Origin of the sequence: Paenibacillus sp. FSL L8-0158, from assembly GCF_038592965.1 — a bacterium.
GTDB lineage: Bacteria > Bacillota > Bacilli > Paenibacillales > Paenibacillaceae > Paenibacillus > Paenibacillus polymyxa_D.
The window spans coordinates 2,025,538-2,046,873 of sequence record NZ_CP151949.1; the positions used below are offsets into that span (position 1 = coordinate 2,025,538).

Consider the following 21,336-nt stretch of genomic DNA (forward strand, 5'->3'; position numbering starts at 1 on the left):
GGGGATTTACGAGGATGGATAAAGCTTGTCAAAGTTGCGGGATGCCGCTAGAGCATGAGGACCAATATGGAACGGATGCACAACATCATAAAACGGATGAGTATTGCAAGTATTGTTACAAGGAAGGCGAATTTGTACAGCCTGAATTGACTATGGAGGGAATGATTCAGCAGTGTGTGCCTATCCTAGTAGAGGAAGGGATGCAGGAAGAAGAAGCGACTTCGATGCTGCGCAATTACCTACCGTATTTAAAACGATGGCGGTCCCCAGAGGATACAGAGCTTCAACTTGATGGACCCATTCGGGAGGAGTACCGAGGTGAAATCCATTTAATTGGGTTGAAAGCACGTACAAATAATCAGAAGGAACAAACATCTCACGGGATCATTCCAAACATGTGGGAACGTTTTTGGAGTGAGGACGTGCCTGGTCGGATAAAAGAAAAAGCAGGACATGCTTCTGTCTATGGTTGCTATACTGACTATGAAAATGGAGCTTTGGGCGAGTATACGTTTTTTATCGGAAAGGAAGCGGATAAGGATTTCCAGACTCCTGATGACCTTCAGGAACTTGTCATTCCGGCTGCACGCTACGCCATTTTTCAGGCAACTCAGGAACCCTCTTCTGTCTTCCGTGTATGGCAGACGATCTGGCAGTGGGCTGCCACGGGACAAGGGGAGCGGACATACACAGGTGATTTTGAAGTGTATGGCAGTCCTGATGAACCTGTTTTGATTTATATTGCAATCAAGTGATGATTTTGTCATGACAGAAGAGAACCGCCGGTCATTGTCGTGGACCCGGCGGTTTTTTCTGATTCAATCAATAGCAGTCTCCCCATCAAGTTGAACGTCGAGTTAAAGCCCAAAAGATGAGAGCCAGAGCACTGACACCAGCTCCTAATAGACACACCCCGTTCCATCCGGCATAGATGTACATATGAGTTGAAGCAATGGCCCCGGTGGCGCTACCAATGGAATAAAATATCATGTAGCCTGCAGTAAGTCGGCTCCGTGCCTCAGGGCGAACATTGAAAATCAAGCTTTGGTTGGTGACATGTACAGCCTGTACCGCCAAGTCCAAAAGAATGACGCCCAGAGCTAAAGCGAATAGAGAATGCTCGGTGTAGCGGATAGGTAACCAGGACAGCAGCAATAAAACTAGCGCAATACCCGTCGTCCGTTGTCCCAAGCCCTGATCGGCAAGACGCCCTGCTCGTGCTGCTGCTAAAGCTCCGGCCACTCCAGCCAGACCAAAGGCCCCGATAGCAGTATGTGAAAGAGACAGTGGGGGTGCACTGAGAGGTAACACAAGCGAAGTCCACAATATGCTGAACGCCGTAAAAATGAGCAATGCAAGGACAGCACGAATGCGCAGAATTCGTTCTTGCAAAAATAGTACGATAACCGATCGGAGCAGCTGCGGATAGGAAAGTGTCGCACTTGTGGGTTCGTTCTTTGGCAACACCCGCAACAGAGCTCCAGCCATAAACAACGTAAGTATAGCAGAAACAAGGTAAACTGAACGCCAGCCTGCCAGGTCAGTTAATACACCGGCCACGGTTCGTGCCAGCAGAATGCCGATAACGACTCCACTGGTCACCAGACCTACGATACGCCCACGTTCAGTCGGATTAGCCAAGGTAGAAGCGAAAGCCACGAGTGTTTGAGTGACTACAGCCAGCAGACCAACCATTGCCATTCCCATAAGCAGTATTGTACGGGTAGGAGCAAAGCTAACCACGATTAGTGCCAGCACGGATAGCAGCATTTGCCCTGTAATCAGTCGCCGTCGATTCAAAAGATCGCCAAGCGGGACGAGCAGCAATAATCCCAACGCATAACAAATTTGCGTGATAGTAATGACCATGCCTACCGATGAGTGCGTAATGCCAAATTCGTTTGCCAGCGCATCCAGCAATGGCTGTGCATAGTAAATGTTAGCGACAGCTAGCCCGCAGGCTATGGCAAACAAGAGTGCCACAGATCGGGACAAGGAGGGAATGGGGGCTGTTTCGGCAGCATTTGCTACCGTTTGATGAGGGAGGAGTACCGCTTTTTCTTCTGACGTCTTCATTTTCACATACCACGTCGCTTTCTGTAATTTACATACCGTTGAGTATAATATACCGATTGGTATGTAATGAATTTAGGTCAATATAACTCGTGTATATATGTTATGTCAAGAGTTTATCCGGTACATATTTGACAGTTCCTTTTCGTAATCATACAATCTTAATATACTGAACGATACGAAAAGAAGGAGCTGCTTATGGTTCGACCACGGGAATTTGATGAAGATCAAGCGTTGGATGCAGCGATGCGAATTTTTTGGGAAAAAGGATTCGAGGCTACATCTTTAAGCGATTTAACCTTCAAAATGGGAATTCAGCGTCCTAGCATTTACGCTGCTTTTGGAGACAAGAAGCAATTATTCGAAGCCGCGCTGCGCAAATATACGCAATCCCACGCTGCTTATGTACGCTCTAGACTACAAAGCAATTCTTCTGTAAAAGAAGCATTTTATAATTTTTTTGGAGGAATCGTGGCAGAAGAATACGAGGATGGGCCTAATAGGGGATGCTTTTGTATCAATACGATGGTAGAATTAGCCCCTCATGATGAGAAATTTGAAATTTTAACCAGAGAACATCAGATGTATCTTTCAGCCGTCTTTCAGGAAACTCTTGAGCGTGGTATACGATCAGGAGAGTTGGAGGCTAGCATGGACGCACGAGCTCTGGCCCATACGATGGTCTCTTTGTTAATCGGGATTACCGTGATGATGAAATCACGTCCAGCGCGCTCTTTTGTGGATCAGTCGGTTACAACTTTACTTATATTACTGGATGGGAAATAGAGATACAGGGAGGTAGCGGGGATGCCACAGATAAAGGCCGTTCAAACCCCGATTGGAGCATTGTATGGACGAGATGCGATCTATTTGGACCATGTGCATATGAATTATTCGAAGAAGGAACTAGTTTTGAAGGGAGAGATTAATGGGGGGCTGGCAGCGGAAGTAGCAGATGGTTTTGTGCCCTATGAACTGATATTCACAGAAGTCCACTACTTCAACATGATTGAATTGGACGTCGCTTTGCATCTGTCTGAACAGGAATATACGCAGGGCAGCAGCTTTGATGAGCTCACAGATACGCCGTTATTGGCTACAATAGCAAGTGCACGGGGGAAAAATCTAAAGCATTTTATGCTGAAAACCTATGATGATATAGTAGAAATCGCCTGTGGAGACTATAAGATGACTATATAAACGAGTTGATTTTTAGAAGAGGAAGAGGATCAATGGATACCCAAATTGAACTATTAAACGTGAAAATACGTGTGATGCAAGGGGATATTACCCGTTGTAAGGCGGATATTATTGTCAATGCAGCAAATACAAGCTTGCTGGGTGGCGGCGGCGTAGATGGCGCAATTCATAGGGCTGGCGGTCCGGTTATCTTAGAAGATTGTGTAAGTATCAGAAACAAGCAGGGTGGATGTCCCGTAGGAGGCGCGGTCTATACAACAGCTGGCAAGCTGGATGCCCAATATGTTATTCATACTGTCGGCCCTGTGTGGAATGGTGGCGACCATCAGGAAGAGGAGCTATTGGCGAAATGCTACCATAGTACACTCCAATTAGCTTTAAAACTGAATGCACGAAGTATTGCCTTTCCGAATATCAGCACAGGCATCTACCGTTTCCCGAAAGAAAAGGCGGCGGATATTGCTATACAGGAAGTGACACGTTTTGTACGTGAACATGCCGGTTTGAATGAGATTATTTTTGTTTGTTTTGATGCGGAAAATGCTCAGTTATACAGCCGCAAGTTACAAGATGGTGTTAAGGATATTCAAAAAGATACAGTTGAATGAGAGAATACATGAGTGGAAATTAGGGGGGATAATGAATGCATGAGGAGCAAAACCAGGAACATTGGCCGGTGTGGGCTACGGAGCCTGTAAAAATAGTGAATCCTGATCCTGCCTGGTCAGAGCAGGGCTTAAAGATCATTCACCAGTTGCGGGAGTTATTACTGCCGTTTAAGCTGACGGAAATCGAACATATAGGAAGCACGGCAATTCCCAATCTTTCCGCTAAGCCCATTATTGACATAATGGCAAAATTAGAATCTTGGGATCAACTGGAACAGATCGTGTCTGCTTTACAACCAGCAGGCTGGAACTATGTTCCGCCTGAATTGGACGGTCGGGATTGGAGAAGATTTTTGGTTAAAGTAGAACAGGATCAAAGAAAGGGACATCTGCATCTCATACTAAAATCTGATGAGCATTGGGATCGGCAGCTATTGTTTCGGAACCGACTTCGTGAACAGCCTGAGCTGATTCAGCAATATGATGTATTAAAAAGGCGGCTGGCGATGGAAAATCAGCATGATCGTGAAGCGTACACGGAGGCCAAGACTGATTTTGTGCAAAACGTTCTGAATACCGGACATCCTAAAGACTAGGACGACCGGACATTCCGGGTACTTTCCGACCAAGCGATGAAATCTCCGACATTTGTTATTGCCGTGTAGGGGAATGGCCGGAAGGCTTGCCAGCACACCAGAAAAAGCTTATTCAGAAGCTGTTACAGTAGGGTTCATCCAGTACTCATGTTCATTTCATGATAGGAAAATCGTATTTACAGGCGCTTCAAGAATGCGCTAATGCGTTCCAAAGCCATTTCCAGCTGTTCTCGCGATGACGCATACGAGCAGCGGATAAAGCCCTCGCCGCCTGGGCCAAATGCGGAACCGGGTACAGTAATGACCCCTTCTTCTTCCAGCAACCGCTTGGCAAACTGCTCTGAGTTTAACCCTGTGTGCATAATGGAGGGAAAAGCATAGAAGGCACCGTTTGGTTCGTGACATGGCAGTCCTGTCTGACATAGGCCTTCAACGAACCATTTTCTACGCAGATTGTAGGATTCCATCATACGATCTTTTTCCTCCAGCCCGTTACGCAGGGATTCAATAGCGGCAATTTGCCCGATAATAGGAGCGCACATAGCAGTATATTGATGAATCTTCAGCATAGCTGAAATCAACTCTCTGGGGCCACACACATAGCCGACCCTCCAGCCTGTCATCGCAAATGCTTTGGAAAAGCCGCTGATGAGCAGGGTGCGCTCTTTCATGCCCGGCAGAGCAGCGAAGCTTACATGCTTCTGTCCATAGGTCAGTTCAGCATAAATTTCGTCTGATATGACGACAAGATTATGCTCCTCAACCAGGCGGGCAATCGGTAGCCAATCCTCATAGGTCATCACCCCACCCGTTGGATTATTCGGATAACAGAGAATAAGCACTTTGGATCGTGGAGTCAGCTTGGCTTGAAGTGCCTCAGCTGTCAGCTTGAACTGCTGATCCGCAGAGGTTTCAACCGTTACGGTATGTCCTCCGTTTAGAAACGTGATGGGCGAATACGAAATATAACATGGAGCCGGAATGAGTATTTCATCGTGTGTTGAGATGAGGGCGCGTAGTGCCAAATCTAGGGCTTCACTGCTGCCAATGGTAACCATGATTTCATCTGTCGGGTTGTAGGATGTGCTGAAGCTACTCTCCAGATACCCGGCAATCTCCTCACGAAGCTCGGGAAGACCGGCATTCGGTGTGTATGATGTTTTGCCATTTTCCAGTGCTGTGATACAGGCCTTTCTGACATGTTGAGGGGTTACAAAGTCGGGTTCACCGACACCAAGCGATACAATATCTTTTCTGCCTGTACTATATTCGAAAAACTTACGGATGCCTGAAGGCGGCATTTCCCGTACAGCTGGAGTCAAAAAATCGGTTATAGATACTACTGTCGATACATTTGCCATGATGATTTCCTCCTTTTTAAAAAACAAAAAAACCCGCCCCTGTAAAAGGGACGAGTTTATACCCGTGTTACCACCCTAGTTTCATTCCATAGGAAATGACACTCTGTTCACGTATCCATCAATACGTGTTCCGGTTAACGCTGGAAAGGCGGCAGAGCTTACTTCAGGTTCAGCCCGCTTCTCAGAGATGGCGTTCGGCTACCCACGGAATGTTGGCTTTCACCTGCCCCAACTCTCTGCAAATCCGCTGTATAGCTTACTCGTTCTCGTCATTGAAATTTGTTACCGTATCAAGTTAGGTGTAATTATAAGCACAACATTTCAGGATGGCAAGTCTTTTTTTTATAAACTTTAAAGACATATCATCATTATTGACGACTGGAAAATAACGTATATAGTGGTATCAAGGGGATTGTGCCCCAGATTTCAATGTGTTATATGACTATATTGCCAGAGAGGAATGGTATCCATATGAACGTATTTGAACGCTTTAGCGGTAAAGTTTTGCCGGCGGATTGGAGCTGGATCAATGAGCCGGCAGAATGGAAATTTGATGATTCCAAGTCTTTGCAAATTTTTGCACCTTCACAGGCAGATTTCTTTAGGGACCCGTCCGGCGCAGCGACTAAATCGTCTGCACCCTTTTTGCATACAACGCTTCAAGGTGATTTTACAATATGGACGAGGGTTCGTGTTGATATGAAGCAGCCTTATGATTCAGGATGTTTGATGATAATGGCGGATGATACCCGCTGGGCTAAGCTGTGTTTTGAATATTTCGAAAGCACTCCATCTATTCTTAGTGTGGTCACTCGGGATACATCCGATGATTGTATCTCTGGGGCGATGGATGTGTCCAATCCGTATTTACGAGTGGCACGAGCTGGAAATTGTTTTGCATTTCATTATTCATCAGACGGTCAGCATTGGAAGCTGGCGAGATATTTTGGTATGAATATTCCTAACCAGCTAAAAGTCGGAGTTGTTGCTCAATCCCCGGTGGGGGAGGGCTGTGCTGTTACCTTTGATGCCTTGACGATAACAAACCATGTATCCGAGGACATACGAAACGTGGAGTAAACAGATAAAGACCCTCACTTAATATGAAAACGCTATAAGATTAGGATTAGAAAAGACGTATATACGCATACTTAGGCAGGAGGTAGATGGAAACTTGATGTTAAGAAGGAAGGGTTACAAGCTGCCCAGTTTGTTGGGAGTGCTGCTTGTAGCTTCGTTGGGCTGTTTCGTGCTCATAATGTATTTACAGTCCACAAGCGGAACGAGGATGTATCAATTTCTGTACTGGGATATATTCTTGGCCTGGGTTCCGGTCTTTATCACTCTGGGAATGATGGCTTTATCCAGACTGCGAAGCACAAAAGTGAAAAGTATTCTTTTATTTTTTTCTTCAATTGTATGGTTGTTTTTTCTACCGAATGCTCTCTATTTGGTGACTGAGTTACTCCATGCGTTTCGTTTTTACGATGTAAATCCTGATTCACGTTTTTGGTTGAACACACAATTTTGGTTAATCTTATTTACGTCTTTTTCAGCAGCAGGGCTTGGCCTTTTTCTTACATCCCTTTGTATATTGGTGATCCATCATATGCTGAGGAGGATTTGTTCAAGTGGGCTCGCATGGGCTGTAGTTTTTGTGTTGTTGTGGCTGGACAGCATAGGCGTATATATAGGCAGATTTGCTCGCTGGAATAGCTGGGATGTGTTGTTGCAGCCACTGGTGCTCCTTACGGATATTTGGAGATGGGGAGTATATGCTGGACCAAGGCTTCATTTTGCTGTCTTTTTGCTGGCTGGTGTTTGGGATAGCAGTCATTTTTTATTTATTGATCTATATCTCTTTAAGTGAGGATCAGGATGTTTAGGCCGAGGACATGTATTCAATGAATACAGGCTTCGGCCTATTTTTACATGTGGCGAGTTAGGAGTTGGCGCTGTCCTCCCCATGCACATCGTAAAGCACGCGCACAAGCAGATCCTGACTGAAATTCCCGAATCTTTTGCCAAAAATAGTGAGTCCTCCTTTGTTTTCTGATTCATCGGTTACAGATAAACGGAGTGTAATGTCGCTTTTATAGTTAAGGTTAATATCATCTATTGTGACTTCGGAAATGCGGCACCCGTCAATGAAGCTGCCTTGCTGATTGATGCGAATTAATTTGAGCATACCATATTGATTCAGATGCGGTGGCCACCAATCTGGATTGAGAACCCCCGGCACTTCTCCAAAATCTCCGGCGCTGGTCCAGTGCCCAATAGGGATACCGTTAACGTGAAAACAAATGTCGGAGGGATATTCCTCACAATAGCAGGGTGCTTCTGAACCCAGTTCTGCGGAGAATTGAATTTCTTTAAAGGATTGATTCGCTTTCAGATAGTTGGGGATACGGTATTCCAAAAAGCCCTCAGCCATCCAGATCATTTCTGACTCCAGCCGTCCGGGATCTGCAAAATAGCGTGGATCATCAAAATCGCCGATAATGCTGTCTCGGGTCACCAATCCACAAGTGGGGGACGCTTGATAGTTACTATAATGACCTACGCGAATCTCAACCTCATACACATTTTTTTGTTCTCTACTGCGCAAATCTACCATCAGCTTATCCTTGTTCAAATAACACATTTTTCGGGTGCCGTGCTTGCCGCTCACGGTATTGATCTCCACAAGGCCGCATTCTTCCAATTTTCGAATATGCATTGTAATGGTACCGTTGCTCAAATTAAGTTTGTTGGCAATGTCATTCATACTTTGTCCCTGATAGGCAAGTAACTCGAGAATTTGAATGCGGATTTCTGAACCCAGTGCTTTAAAAATATCTAATCCTGACATTAAGTCCTTAATATAAATCATAGCTATAGACCATCCTTATCTATAAGAATTGTGATGTAAGCGCTTATATATTTACTTTGATTTATGTTAAAATAAAATCAAAAAGAAGTAAACTGCTTTTTTGTAATTATTTTTTACTAAATATAGAGGGGAGCGAATTGAACTCCAAATTAAGAATTACTTACATATATAAATCGTATTTAAGTTTTAATGCTGGTTATTTCGATAAAAGTTAACTTAAATACGATTTAATTTTACTTTCCATGTTACTCTAATCTATGTTTTATAATTATTTAAAAAGATTGAAAAATACATTGACGAACCGAGGAAAGGCATGCTATATTTTGTTTGTAAACGAATTCATTATTGATAAAGTAAAATGTTAATTATATGGTACATGAGAGGGATGATAATCACAGCGGCAATCAACAACGGGTTGTGTACCGCACAGTTAAAGATTAGGCCGAGTGGTATGAAGTTATTTTAACACCAAATGTATGCGGTTTCATTTAAATTTAGGAGGGGTCGCGTTGATAAAGAAAAAAGGTTTTGCACTAACAATGGTTGTTTTGTTGTTAATGGTGGCTGCACTGGCTGGTTGTAGTGGGGGAAGTTCCAGTAGTGATGGAAGTAAGGAACTGACATTCATGTTCCGTGGTGGCACAGATGAACAAAAGGCTTATAAGGAAGTAATCAAGAAATTTGAAGAGGAACATCCTGGCGTAAAGGTTAAAATGGTCGTGACGGCAGCGGATCAATATGCTACAAAGCTAAGAGCTGCGATCACAGGAAACAATCTTCCAGATATCTTTTACTTTGCCCCTGGAGATGTGAAAGCTTATGTAAACAGTGGGGTATTGAAGAATCTCACTCCTTACATTGAGAAGAACAAGGATATTAAACTGGATAACATCTGGAAATACGGTATAGATTTGTATCGCTATGACGGTAAAATGGCCGGTCAAGGAGATATTTACGGTATGCCGAAGGACTTAGGTCCATTCGCACTCGGCTACAACAAAACGATGTTCGAAAAAGCGGGCGTTCCATTGCCTGACAAAGACAAACCGTATACATGGGATGAATTTATCAAGGTTAGCCAAGAGTTGACCAAAGATACCAATGGTGACGGCAAGCCAGATCAATACGGTACAGGCTTTAACGTTCAGTGGGCATTGCAAGCCTTTGTATGGAGTAATGGGGCTGATTGGCTGGATGAGAGCAAAACTAAAGTAACGATTGATGATCCGAAATTTGCGGAAGCGCTTCAGTACTTTGCTGACATGCAAAACAAATATAAAATCACACCTGGTATTGAACAATCACAAACATTGGACACATACCAACGTTGGATGAAGGGCGAAATGGCATTCTTCCCGGTAGGTCCTTGGGATATGAGTACATTTGAAAAACTACCATTCGAATATGATTTACTGCCGTTCCCAGCCGGATCGACTGGCAAATCAGCAACATGGATCGGTTCTCTGGGCATCGGCGTTTCCTCTAAAACAAAATACCCGGATGAAGCTGTTGAACTGGTTAACTATCTGACGACTTCTAAAGAAGGAATGAAGCAGCTCGTAGATGCCAAGGTACAAATTCCGAATCTGCTGGACATGGCTGATGAATGGTCCAAAGATACGAAAACCAAGCCTAACAATAAACAAGAATTTATTGATATCGTAAATGACTATGGACGCTCATTACCAGGCAACTATACGTATAATGCAGAATGGTACGATATTTTCTTCACAGATATTCAACCTGTGCTGGATGGTAAAATTACGGCGGCAGATTATGTGAAACAAGAACAACCGAAGATGCAGAAACTGCTGGATAAAGCGGTGGAGCAAGAGAAAAAATCACAGAAATAATGCGTAAATAGAGGAAAAAAGGATGATGTTAGTGGCTGAATATCATGCTGCTAACATCATCTTCATTCCAAATTAGAAACAGAGGTGAGCCCTGTGATAACCAAATCTAATCTCTACCGCAAAGAGAAGGTATATGGATACTTATTTATTCTTCCACCTATTCTCGGTCTGCTAATCTTTACGTTATTCCCGTTTGTCTATTCATTATACGGCTCTTTTACAGACTGGGACGGATTGGGACAAATGAACTTTATTGGTCTCGACAATTTTAAAGATTTATTTAGCGATGAGCTCTTTTATAAATCAATGTACAATACTCTTTTCTTAATGCTAGGTATTCCAATCGGTCTTGTACTAGCTTTACTGCTGGCACTCGGTTTGAATCGCAAGATTCCAGGTACGACAACATTTCGTGTGATTTACTATATCCCGGTTATTTCTTCGTTGGCTGCCGTTTCTATTATGTGGAACTGGGCATACAACGGGGACTATGGTTTGGTGAACCAATTCCTTGAAATATTCGGTATTAAGGGTCCGAACTGGCTGATGGATAAGGATACGGTCAAACCGGCCTTGATTCTCATGACCGTCTGGAAGGGTCTCGGATATACGATGCTGCTATATTTGGCAGCCCTGCAAAGCGTATCTCGCTCTTATTATGAAGCAGCAGAGCTAGATGGAGCTAGCGGATTCCAGATGTTCCGCAATATTACATGGCCAATGGTGAAACCAGTAACTTTCTTTCTGGTCGTAACTAATATCATTGGTGGTTCGCAAATCTTTACTGAAATGAACATTATGACACCTACAGGGGGTCCGGAATACTCATCCGCCTCAATCGTCTTTTATATTTGGGATAAGGCATTTAAAAACCTGCAAATGGGATATGCCTCCGCGATGGCTATGATTCTCGGCATCTTCATTTTTATCGTAACTTTGATTCAATTCAAAATGAATGAAAAATCGTCCTTTGATGGGGATTGATTTTCGCGGAAAGGAGTGAGTCTGATTATGTCCCATAGTCAAAAAACGAAAGTTACCAATATCATTATCTTTATTGCACTAGCGATTGGAGCGATTGTGATGATCGCACCGCTGCTTTGGATGCTGTCCACTTCGGTGAAAGAAAAGCAGGATGTCTTTGCTCTTCCACCAGTATGGATACCAGAGGTGTTCCAGTTTGGCAAGTATAAGGAAATTTGGGAAGCAGGGCCTTTGTTAAGCGGGATCAAGAACAGCGTGATTGTGGCTGTAAGTGTTACCGTTGTAGGTACCTTTACATCCAGTGTGGCCGCTTTTGCATTTGCTAAGCTGAGATTCCCTCATAAAAACAAACTGTTTTTGGCACTCATCGCATCTATGATGATTCCATACCCAACGGTTATGATTCCACAGTTTATGATGTTTTCCAAACTTGGCTGGGTCGATACACTTTTGCCTCTGATCGTTCCGGGTTTGTTCGGAAATGTAGTTATGATCTTTTTCCTGCGGCAGTACTTGCTCAGTGTACCGGATGCCATTATCGAAGCTGCGAAAATTGACGGAAGTTCTTATTTCCGACTCTATTCGTCGATAACGTTCCCGCTCATTAAGCCAGCAGTTGCGGCACAGCTTATTTTATGGTTCATGGGGATTTGGAATGATTATTTGGCACCGATTATTTACTTGAACTCACCAGAAACGCAGACACTGCAGCTGGTTATCGCGAATTTTAATGCGACTTACGCCATTCAGACGGACTATCCGCTTATAATGGCAGCATCAATTATAGCCTTGTTACCTGTACTGATTATATTCTTGATCTTCCAGAAACAAATTATTGAATCAGTTGCCATTTCGGGTGTCAAAGGTTAATTGACACTTGGAGGGTACGGATGAACGATGTAAGGCAGTCACAATATGTAATGGGTAAAGGAAGGAGGAGAATAACAGTTATGGTTATGCTGCTCATGCTGGGTCTATCCGGCTGTGGGGATAACACTCCGGACCCTGTGTATCCGCAGGCTCCGCCTCCCGATCACTTGTATGATCAAAGTACGATTAACGATGAACAGCGCTGGACCATTAACAATGCACATGACCCGGCGATTATCAAAACAGATCAAGGTTATTATGTCTACTCAACGGATGTAAAGACAGGTGGAGAATTGAGACCTGGTGTCATGGTACGCAAATCGACTGATCTGATTCATTGGAACTGGGTTCAGTATGCACTCCCCGGCATTCCAAAGGAAGCGGAGGCTTGGTCATCAGCAACCAATCTGTGGGCACCGGACATCATCAAGATGGGTGATACCTATCGGATGTATTACTCCGCTTCTACCTTTGGCAGCACACGGTCTGCAATCGGATTGCAGACATCCAGCTCCCCGGAAGGCCCTTGGAAGGATGAGGGGCTGGTCGTTAAAACGGGAGAGCATGACAAGCTGAATGCGATTGATGCCAATCCGGTGCTGGATGCAGAGGGAAATCCATGGATGGTATACGGCTCTTTTTTCGGCGGTATTTTTATTACACCGCTTGATTCCCAGACTGGAAAGCTCAAAGAATCTGGCTATGGTAAAAATATCGCTGCCCGAGATCGTGCAACTGAGGACGGTGCTGTAGAAGGGCCTTACATTGTGTACAATCCAATGTTCCGTAAATACTACTTGTTCGTCTCGTATGATTCTTTGTTTGAGGACTACAATGTTCGCGTTGCCCGTTCAGATTCTATCACAGGCCCTTATGTGGACATGAATGGACATGATATGGCAGATACCAGCTATTTGCCTCAATACGAGATTGGAAACAAGGTATTGGGCGGTTATCGGTTCAGCGAAGGAGAAGGCTGGGTTGCGCCAGGTCACAATTCTGTCCTGAAGGACGGTGCGGATTATTATATTGTACATCATGCGCGAGGAGAAACGGACAAGAGCTGGCCGTACCTGCATGTACGCAAAATATTGTGGACGACAGAGGGCTGGCCGGTCGTCTCTCCAGAGCGCTATGCCGGCGAAAAGGAGCAGGATATACCCAAAAGGCTATTATCCGGCAACTGGGAGCGCATCGTGATAAAGCAGGAAGTAGACGGCCAGGTGGAAGCTGAACCGCTCCGTCTGGAAGATGGAGGGCGGGCAACCAGCGGTTCTCTTGAAGGTCACTGGAGCTTTGATGGCAAGCGTACTCTAACAATAGATTGGAGCAATACATCCGAAGGAACAAAGGAAGAATTGTTATTGCTTCCTTCATGGGACTGGGAGCTCGGTCGCCATACTCTAATTTTCACGGGTATGAATGAAAAGGGAATTTCCATTTGGGGAAAGCGTATCAGCGAATAATTGTATGAACTACATACTACACATAGAGGAGAGAATAACCATGAATCAAACTGTACCCTTTAATAATCCGGTCATTGAGCAACGGGCAGACCCTTGGATTTACAAGCATAGTGACGGATACTATTATTTCACCGGATCTGTGCCAGAGTATGACCGCATTGAGGTTCGACGAGCAAGTACTATTCAAGGCTTGAGTACAGCAGAGCCTGTCGCAGTGTGGCACAAATATGAAACGGGCCCGTTAAGTGCGAACATTTGGGCACCGGAAATTCATTATATAAACGACAAATGGTACATTTATTTTGCAGCAGCTCGTACAACAGAAACGAAGGAAGGCCTGTTCGACCACCGGATGTTCGTGCTGGAAAATGATTCAGCTAATCCTCTGGAAGGGGAATGGGTGGAGAAAGGACAGATCAAAACCCGTTGGGAGACATTTGCTCTCGATGCGACAACCTTCCAGCATAATGGAGTTCTGTATTATGTGTGGGCTCAGAAGGACCCTGACATCGTCGGTAATTCCAATCTGTATATTTCTGAAATGAGCAATCCATGGACGTTGCGCGGTGAGCAGGTCATGATCTCCACTCCTGAATATGATTGGGAAATCATCGGTTTTAAGGTGAATGAAGGAGCAGCGGTTCTGAAACGGAACGGGCGGATCTTTATCAGTTATTCAGCTAGCGCCACAGACCACAATTATTGCATGGGCCTGTTGACAGCAGATGAGAATGCGGATCTACTTGATCCGAAATCATGGACGAAATCACCTGAGCCGGTATTCTGCACCAATGAGGAAACAGGACAATTCGGACCAGGTCATAACAGTTTTACGGTTGCTGCTGACGGTAGCGATGTAATCGTATATCACGCCCGGAATTACAAGGAAATTACAGGCGACCCGCTGTATGATCCGAATCGTCATACACGTGTGCAGCCGTTCAACTGGAAGGAAGATGGAACACCTGATTTTGGTATTCCAGTACCAGATGGCGTTTCTGTTGATAAATAAGTAAAATCTATTATAGATGGTTGACGTGTTGCACAGCGGCACTGTAACTTTCTAGAAATCATAGGGGATTATGATTCGACTGCGTATAACAAGAGAAATAAGATATCTTCTGAGCCTTCAGGCTGGAGGATATCTTTTTGCTTTTGGGACGGCAAGGAGGACTCTTTTCAAAAACTTCGATTTCTGCTATATTTAAATCGTAATATTTACGAATTGATCAAGGGGTGGAAATCTCGTGAACGAACGGATCGATCCGTTTACCGTTAAAAAGGTTGAATACCTGCTGAATGGCTATATTGCGCTAAAGGTGCCAGGCTACGTACGTTCTGACGTGCGGCTCATTTATCAAATAGAGGATAACTGTTTGATCTTGACAGAGGAAAGGCCTTCTAATAAAACGGAGTCGTGGGATCGCACGGACATTGTCCAATTTCGCTGGGAAGAAAATCTTTGGCATGTATATGCTCGGCAAGAGGCTGAAAGCTGGCAGCGTGTAAAAGAGATTGCACCTAATCCGTGCTTTGAAGAACAGCTCGAACAGGTAGAAATAGATCCAGCAGGTATCTTTTGGACAGGTTAATGAAGTCCAGAATGATAAGTTCAGAAGATGGAGGTAGTGGGAATCTTCCCGTTAAACTGTATATGGAAATAAACAGGCTGACCGTAATTCCTTATATGGAAGTTACGGTCAGCCTGTTTTGTCTGATGTGGCACTGTCTAGTGCACTTGAGGGTTATGTATGCGTTTGGAAAGTATGTCAAGCGGTTGATTGATACAAATGTTTAATATTTTCCACGAGGTGGAAGTTACAAATGTATGGTAAAGTGTAGTATATACAAGGTTTTATCCAAATGTCTTATTCAAAGTCTCCTGTGCATACCGAATCCGAATCACACGAGGTGAGAAAAATGTTGCAATCGTTAAAAGCCATTGCTAATTACAGGAAAGAAAATGATCTGGCCTGGGATACACCGACTTGGTTAAAGCTGCTTGTTTCGGCTGAGGAGCGTATTGTAAATTTGGAACGCATTCGATCTATAGGTGAGTTAAAGGATGCCAATCCTGTACTGGATTACGTGGAGCGTACGTTGCTTATTTTGGACGGACTTCCATTGTCATTCTGGGTTAAAGAGCTACTGGAGGATGTATTGGTATGGTCTGAGACAGCCAAAGGAGGCACAGTCCGCGAACGGCTACGCTGGCAGCATGAGGGCATTAATTTATTTGTACATAATATCGGCTCCTCCCAACTGTATGTCAGACAGGCCCAAGCGGAGTCCCCTGCCTACCCGCGCAATAGCATGACCCGAATTCTGATTGAGACGCATGGATTGATCGGGCAATATATACGGGGAGAAATTCCTTTTGCTGAAAATCGACTGCTGCTTGAAATTACTCGTAAGGGCTGGCTGAGCCCTGAGGAACTGGAGCTTGTTTTACGGGCCCTGAACGAGTGCATTATCGCCGGGGTGGAACCTGCATTATGGGACCAAGTACGCAGTGAAGTGGAGCAGCTGATCGGCTGGATTGCATGGGATAACGCACCTGTAGTCTGGAGTGTAAAGGAGCGACTGGAGAGATTACGGTCGGTTTCGATTCATAAAGGGGAGCCGTTCGAGCAGGCTTACACAGAACTAGAGCGGGAGTTGAATGTAGAGAAGGCGCTGGCTCCTTTGGAGAATCGGACACTTTGGTATGTAGAGTCAGCTTTGCAGGATTTTTCACTTCAAGAACTGGTAAAGGTATTCTTACTCACATTGAGGGATGGCACGGGGCAGGAACAGCCTGCGACCGTTCGCCATATCAGTTTCGAATCGCTCATGAATACGATGTACTATGACTATCGTGGTGTCAAGAAAATTAACGTATATAAAAAACGAATGATAGAAAAATATTTAAGTGCACTGTCCTGGCAGGACATCTCAAAAGGGAAACGGAAGCATAATCCTCATTTGAGTGTGATCGTGGAGCATAAAGAGGAGCTACCGAGTACTGTATTTTTTAATTTTGTATTTTCATCTGCGGCTGAGAAACTGATTGACTTTTGTATTGAGGCAGAAAAAACGCCTCTGTATGACAAAGCAGTCCTGCTGCTGTTCGATCTGTTCGGGTTACGGCGCGATGCGTATGATCGCTTTCACAATGAGGAAACGTACCTTACAGATATGAACCAGACCGTAGATTACAAAAGGGTTATTTTAGATTACGTGACTGGAACCCGCATACTGGATATTGGACCCGGCGGGGGCGTGTTGCTGGATCTGATTGAACAGGAAAGACCAGATGCGAAGCCATTAGGTCTTGATATTTCTGTGAATGTCATTGAGGCACTTAAACGTAAAAAGCAATTGGAGCGCCATCGTTGGGATGTCATCAAAGGGGATGCGCTTCGGTTAGAGGAATATGTGGAAACGGGGAGTATGGACACGGTCATCTTCTCTTCGATTCTTCACGAGCTCTATTCCTACATTGAACGAGATGGAATTCGGTATAATCCACAAACGGTGGAGGCTGCTTTGCAGAGCGCCTATCGTGTGCTTGCACCCGGCGGTCGTATCATCATTCGTGACGGGATTATGACCGAACCAGTAGAGCAACGCAGACGAATTCGATTCTTGGAGCCGGATGGAATGGAATGGCTGATACGGTATGCGCAAGATTTTGCAGGTCGCCACATTGAAATAGAGCGTGTGGGGGAGCATGAGGCTGTTTTACCAGTGAACGATGCGATGGAATTTTTATATACCTATACATGGGGGGCGGAAGCCTATGTGCATGAAGTGCAGGAGCAGTTTGGTTATTTTACCCCGTCACAGTATGAAGAGTGTATCCGTAACACACTTGGATCACAAGCGATTATCCGCGTGAGCCGCCACTATTTACAGGAGGGCTATGCCGAGGCGCTGTCCAGACGTGTTGAGTTCATGGATGAGCAGGGCCAGCAGGTTTCTTTGCCAGACAGTACCTGTCTGATCGTGATTGAGAAGCCGAATAATAGGGCTGGAGTTGCTGAATGATTTTTGATTTGAACAAGAGAATGCCTTCTGATTTGTGCCAAGCACGATTAGAAGGCATTTTTTAGAAAGCTATGCATTCAAATATGACCGTCAGCGTATACCGAAGCCAAAGGACCATTCATTCGGCAGGTGGTTGAGCGAGCGAAGCTTGAAAGATATAGGTAGGGACAGATGAATTCTTAGTACGCATGAACAAGGTGGGGGAATGATGAAGAATATGATGCTTGATGCACAGCTAACGCCGAGTGGTTTAAAAGACAGAATGCTGCTGCTGTCAGCGCTGGACATTATATTGTCTCCAGAAGATTGGTTACGCACGTATCGTATGCAGTCTGAGTGGTCTGGTGATGTGTGCCTGGGTGAGGTAAACAACGGCGCTGGAGATACGATTCATATGCTATGGACGGGTGGAGGTGTGCTGTTGAAGGGTTTTGACCACGAATCCCCTGTAAGTCCTCATGCGAGAGACGAATATGAAGTCTGGCCGGGCATATATGACGGTGTGCCTGATGATATGATGGAGCTTTTGGAAGATGAAGCACTGGAGAAAGAGGACGTTACCTTTTGTATGTGGAGGGAAGCGGGAGATAAGGAGTGGCGTATGGGCAACGCGAACTTTCCTGAGGGATATGACGATGGCTCATCCTTTTTGCTGGGGAAAATTATAATTACACCGGAGGAATATCAGAATTGGGCTGAGAGTTACTATGAGTTGCCGATTTCTCTAGGGGTGGTAAGCCAGATTTTCAACGGCGTTCCGATCACAGCACAGATGATCTCTGCGCTTCATCCACATCGTAACGTTACGGAAGCGATAAAGGAGCTAAAGCAGCTTGGCGTTCAGGTGCATGAAAGCTAAGAATACAGATTTGTTTTTCTTGACAAGTTTTGTATATAATACAGGAGAAATGGCTGGGTAATCACCTCGAATTAAGGAGCTGTGTTGAAGATGTCCAAACGTTTGATTCCTTACATCACGATGGATGGAAATGCAAAAGAAGCAATCGAATTTTATGAAAAGGCATTGGATGCTCAACTGCTTTTTATTCAAACCTTTGGGGAAATGCCGGAAAACCCCGATTTTCCCATTCCCGCAGAGGTCAAGGAACGTGTGGGACATGCTACCCTTAAAGTGGGTGAGACAGAGCTCATGTTTTCTGATACCTTTCCCGGATCACCGTTTAGCAGCGGGAATCAGGTGAGTATCTGTATTACAACCGATAGTGTGGAGCAAGCTCAAAAAATGTTTGATGCTCTACAGCAAGGAGGACAGGTGGGAATGCCCTTGCAGGAAACCCATTTTAGTCCAGCTTATGGGAATGTAACAGACAAGTTTGGTGTCACTTTTCAAATGTTCACTGAGGCTCGGTCTTAAGAAATGTAAAACGGCTCGATTCCGCTACTTTAGCGATCTGGCCGTTTTTTTTTTTGCGTGTATGCCCTCGTGCTCAATTCCTAAAATAATTATTTTAATATTGTTGAAATAGAAACAAAAGTATACTATATTGTATTGTTAATGCACCACGGGTGGGAGGACAGGCCATGAACAAAGAAGAACAGGTCATAGTGGGTTTCAGGGACTTATTTAACAAGATGGTTTGGCTTAATAAGGATAAGATGGAAGACAGCCTTAAGGGTTATAAGCCTTCTGAAGTACATTGCATCGAATACATTGAAAGAAATGTAGAATCCAACGTGACAAAACTTGCGGAGTCCCTTTATATGACTACCGGTGCCATAAGTAAAATAACTAAGAAGCTTATAAAAAAAGGCATTATCGAAAGCTACCAGAAGCCGGATAACAAGAAAGAAGTCTATTTTAGGCTTACTGAGGAAGGGAAAGTAATCTATAAAATCCATGAGGAACTACACAAAGAGTTTCAAGAGCGGGATAAAGCCGTATTTGAGCAGGTAACCGAAGAACAATTTGACAGTATGATTAGCTTCTTGGAAAAGTATAGTAGGCATTTGGATGCAGAAATAAAGAAACAGGGTATAGATATTAAGACGGAATAAATTTGAATAATGAAAATCAAACCATAGGCAGCCGGGCTCTATTGAGAACGGGCTGTATTTTTTTTGCTATTATTTTGTTGCCGAGGAAGCAAAATTGTGATACGATATTTTTGCTTCCAAGGAAGTGAAATCGAAACCTTTAAGGGGAGAAATGAAGTGTTCAAATGTAGATCACACAATGAACAGAACACAGAACAAACCGTAGATAAACACGCTTTAATATTCGGCCTTATCTCTGTATTTCTTTGCGGAATAGGCTTCAGTATCATAACACCTGTCGTCCCATTCTTAGTGCAGCCTTATACAAGCAGTCCGGGAGAACAAGCTATAGTTGTTACGCTGCTGACCTCTGTTTATGCATTCTGCGTGTTTTTTGCGGCTCCCGTACTTGGAGCTTTGAGCGACAAATATGGCCGTCGTCCATTACTCTTAGTATGCCTTTTGGGTTCCGCAATCGGGTACTTGGTTTTTGGCATAGGAGGAGCTCTATGGGTGCTATTTGCTGGGCGCATCATAGAAGGGTTAACAGGCGGGAGCATAAGCACGATCTTCGCCTATTTTGCAGACATCATTCCTCCAGAACAGAGAACCAAATACTTTGGATGGGTGAGTGCGGTTGTAGGTATAGGCACTGTCATTGGGCCAACTCTAGGCGGATTACTTGCCAAGTTTGGTTATTCTGTACCCATGTATTTTGGAGCAATCATCACTTTATTGAACGTTGTTTATGGATTCTTTTTTATGCCTGAGAGCCTTGACAAGAAACATAGACTGAAAGAGATTACCTTTGTAAGACTGAATCCATTTACACAGCTTGCAAATCTGCTTTCCATGAAAAACTTAAACAGGCTACTTGTCTCTGCGTTCTTACTTTGGATACCCAACGGATCTTTACAGGCCGTTTTTTCACAATTTACAATGGATACTTTCAGTTGGAAGCCTGCACTAATCGGACTTATGTTTTCAATTATGGGTTTCCAAGACATCATTTCACAAGGTTTCATCATGCCCAAGCTTTTGATAAAACTTAATGATAAACAGATAGCCATTCTTGGAATGGTTTCGGAGATTATAGGTTACAGTCTTATTGCGCTATCTACTTTGTTCTCATTTTATCCTCTTTTTATCGCTGGAATGTTTATATTTGGTTTTGGTGATTCGATCTTTGGGCCTTCATTCAACGGGATGCTCTCCAAGTCTGTCGATTCTAGTGAACAAGGAAGGATTCAAGGAGGTAGTCAATCTATTCAGGCTTTAGCAAGAATGATTGGGCCTATTATTGGAGGTCAAATCTATGTATCACTGGGTCATGCCGCACCCGCTTTTATGGGTATGATCCTTATAGCAGCGGCAATACCAGTTTTATATAAGCGAACGCATGTAAATGAGGATTTTGCAAAATCCTGAA

The 21,336-nt window shown here is 44.2% G+C and carries 20 protein-coding genes, 1 pseudogene and 1 other annotated feature; of the genes and pseudogenes, 18 read left to right on the forward strand and 3 right to left on the reverse strand.

The genetic code is table 11. The features are described from left to right. Positions 1–14: 14 nt before the first annotated feature. Positions 15–755, forward strand: coding sequence for a zinc ribbon domain-containing protein (locus NSQ68_RS09365; RefSeq protein WP_342428671.1), 741 nt, complete (start codon positions 15–17; stop codon positions 753–755). A gap of 85 nt (positions 756–840) precedes the next feature. On the opposite strand, the gene NSQ68_RS09370 is transcribed toward NSQ68_RS09365, so the two are convergent. Then, entirely contained in the window at positions 841–2,076 is a 1,236-nt protein-coding gene (locus NSQ68_RS09370; RefSeq protein ID WP_250244577.1) for an MFS transporter, read from the reverse strand. Positions 2,077–2,271: 195 nt separating this feature from the next. On the opposite strand from NSQ68_RS09370, the gene NSQ68_RS09375 reads away from it, so the two are divergent. The 4 genes from NSQ68_RS09375 to NSQ68_RS09390 are packed head-to-tail and all read left to right on the forward strand — an operon-like array spanning position 2,272 to position 4,477. Further along, entirely contained in the window at positions 2,272–2,859 is a 588-nt protein-coding gene (locus NSQ68_RS09375; protein WP_342428672.1) for a TetR/AcrR family transcriptional regulator, read from the forward strand. 21 nt (positions 2,860–2,880) lie between these two features. Then, the gene (locus NSQ68_RS09380) at positions 2,881–3,273 is read left to right on the forward strand and encodes a hypothetical protein (RefSeq protein WP_342428673.1); all 393 of its coding nucleotides are present in this window, start codon (positions 2,881–2,883) and stop codon (positions 3,271–3,273) included. A gap of 32 nt (positions 3,274–3,305) precedes the next feature. After that, positions 3,306–3,881 (forward strand): O-acetyl-ADP-ribose deacetylase, encoded by a 576-nt coding sequence (locus NSQ68_RS09385; protein ID WP_342428674.1) that lies wholly within the window; start codon positions 3,306–3,308, stop codon positions 3,879–3,881. A 35-nt stretch (positions 3,882–3,916) separates the two neighbouring features. Continuing rightward, positions 3,917–4,477 (forward strand): GrpB family protein, encoded by a 561-nt coding sequence (locus NSQ68_RS09390; protein WP_342428675.1) that lies wholly within the window; start codon positions 3,917–3,919, stop codon positions 4,475–4,477. A 176-nt stretch (positions 4,478–4,653) separates the two neighbouring features. Here NSQ68_RS09390 and NSQ68_RS09395 read toward each other — a convergent pair whose 3' ends face one another. Next, complete coding sequence (locus tag NSQ68_RS09395) at positions 4,654–5,838, reverse strand: aminotransferase class I/II-fold pyridoxal phosphate-dependent enzyme (RefSeq protein WP_342428676.1); 1,185 nt, start codon at positions 5,836–5,838, stop codon at positions 4,654–4,656. Positions 5,839–5,881: 43 nt separating this feature from the next. Continuing rightward, positions 5,882–6,120, reverse strand: a binding site (T-box leader). Positions 6,121–6,309: 189 nt separating this feature from the next. On the opposite strand from NSQ68_RS09395, the gene NSQ68_RS09400 reads away from it, so the two are divergent. Both NSQ68_RS09400 and NSQ68_RS09405 read left to right on the forward strand, forming a co-directional pair. Further along, the gene (locus tag NSQ68_RS09400) at positions 6,310–6,918 is read left to right on the forward strand and encodes a DUF1349 domain-containing protein (protein WP_342428677.1); all 609 of its coding nucleotides are present in this window, start codon (positions 6,310–6,312) and stop codon (positions 6,916–6,918) included. Between the two features lie 94 nt (positions 6,919–7,012). Then, positions 7,013–7,724 (forward strand): annotated as a pseudogene (locus tag NSQ68_RS09405) (DUF1361 domain-containing protein). Between the two features lie 56 nt (positions 7,725–7,780). Here the strand turns inward: NSQ68_RS09405 and NSQ68_RS09410 are convergent. Then, positions 7,781–8,710, reverse strand: coding sequence for an ArsR family transcriptional regulator (locus tag NSQ68_RS09410; RefSeq protein WP_307349614.1), 930 nt, complete (start codon positions 8,708–8,710; stop codon positions 7,781–7,783). A 509-nt stretch (positions 8,711–9,219) separates the two neighbouring features. Between NSQ68_RS09410 and NSQ68_RS09415 the strand changes: the two genes are divergently transcribed. The 11 genes from NSQ68_RS09415 (at position 9,220) to NSQ68_RS09465 (ending at position 21,335) form a co-directional block, all read left to right on the forward strand. Next, entirely contained in the window at positions 9,220–10,563 is a 1,344-nt protein-coding gene (locus NSQ68_RS09415; protein WP_307349616.1) for a sugar ABC transporter substrate-binding protein, read from the forward strand. 93 nt (positions 10,564–10,656) lie between these two features. Beyond that, entirely contained in the window at positions 10,657–11,547 is an 891-nt protein-coding gene (locus NSQ68_RS09420) for a sugar ABC transporter permease (RefSeq protein ID WP_013309768.1), read from the forward strand. A gap of 27 nt (positions 11,548–11,574) precedes the next feature. Then, entirely contained in the window at positions 11,575–12,417 is an 843-nt protein-coding gene (locus NSQ68_RS09425; RefSeq protein WP_029516751.1) for a carbohydrate ABC transporter permease, read from the forward strand. Positions 12,418–12,497: 80 nt separating this feature from the next. Beyond that, positions 12,498–13,883: an arabinan endo-1,5-alpha-L-arabinosidase gene (locus tag NSQ68_RS09430; protein WP_342429098.1), complete on the forward strand. Its 1,386-nt coding sequence runs from the start codon at positions 12,498–12,500 to the stop codon at positions 13,881–13,883. Positions 13,884–13,923: 40 nt separating this feature from the next. Then, on the forward strand, positions 13,924–14,895 hold the full coding sequence (locus NSQ68_RS09435) for a family 43 glycosylhydrolase (RefSeq protein ID WP_307349621.1): 972 nt from the start codon (positions 13,924–13,926) through the stop codon (positions 14,893–14,895). 235 nt (positions 14,896–15,130) lie between these two features. Then, positions 15,131–15,475, forward strand: coding sequence for a DUF3024 domain-containing protein (locus NSQ68_RS09440; RefSeq protein ID WP_342428678.1), 345 nt, complete (start codon positions 15,131–15,133; stop codon positions 15,473–15,475). 328 nt (positions 15,476–15,803) lie between these two features. Beyond that, positions 15,804–17,912: a class I SAM-dependent methyltransferase gene (locus tag NSQ68_RS09445; protein WP_342428679.1), complete on the forward strand. Its 2,109-nt coding sequence runs from the start codon at positions 15,804–15,806 to the stop codon at positions 17,910–17,912. Positions 17,913–18,120: 208 nt separating this feature from the next. Beyond that, entirely contained in the window at positions 18,121–18,771 is a 651-nt protein-coding gene (locus NSQ68_RS09450) for a hypothetical protein (RefSeq protein WP_342429099.1), read from the forward strand. Between the two features lie 90 nt (positions 18,772–18,861). Then, a complete protein-coding gene (locus tag NSQ68_RS09455; protein WP_016819177.1) occupies positions 18,862–19,287 on the forward strand; it encodes a VOC family protein in 426 nt (141 codons plus the stop codon). 167 nt (positions 19,288–19,454) lie between these two features. Then, the gene (locus NSQ68_RS09460; protein ID WP_342428680.1) at positions 19,455–19,928 is read left to right on the forward strand and encodes a MarR family transcriptional regulator; all 474 of its coding nucleotides are present in this window, start codon (positions 19,455–19,457) and stop codon (positions 19,926–19,928) included. A 156-nt stretch (positions 19,929–20,084) separates the two neighbouring features. Further along, a complete protein-coding gene (locus NSQ68_RS09465; RefSeq protein ID WP_340957561.1) occupies positions 20,085–21,335 on the forward strand; it encodes an MFS transporter in 1,251 nt (416 codons plus the stop codon). Position 21,336 lies beyond the last annotated feature (1 nt).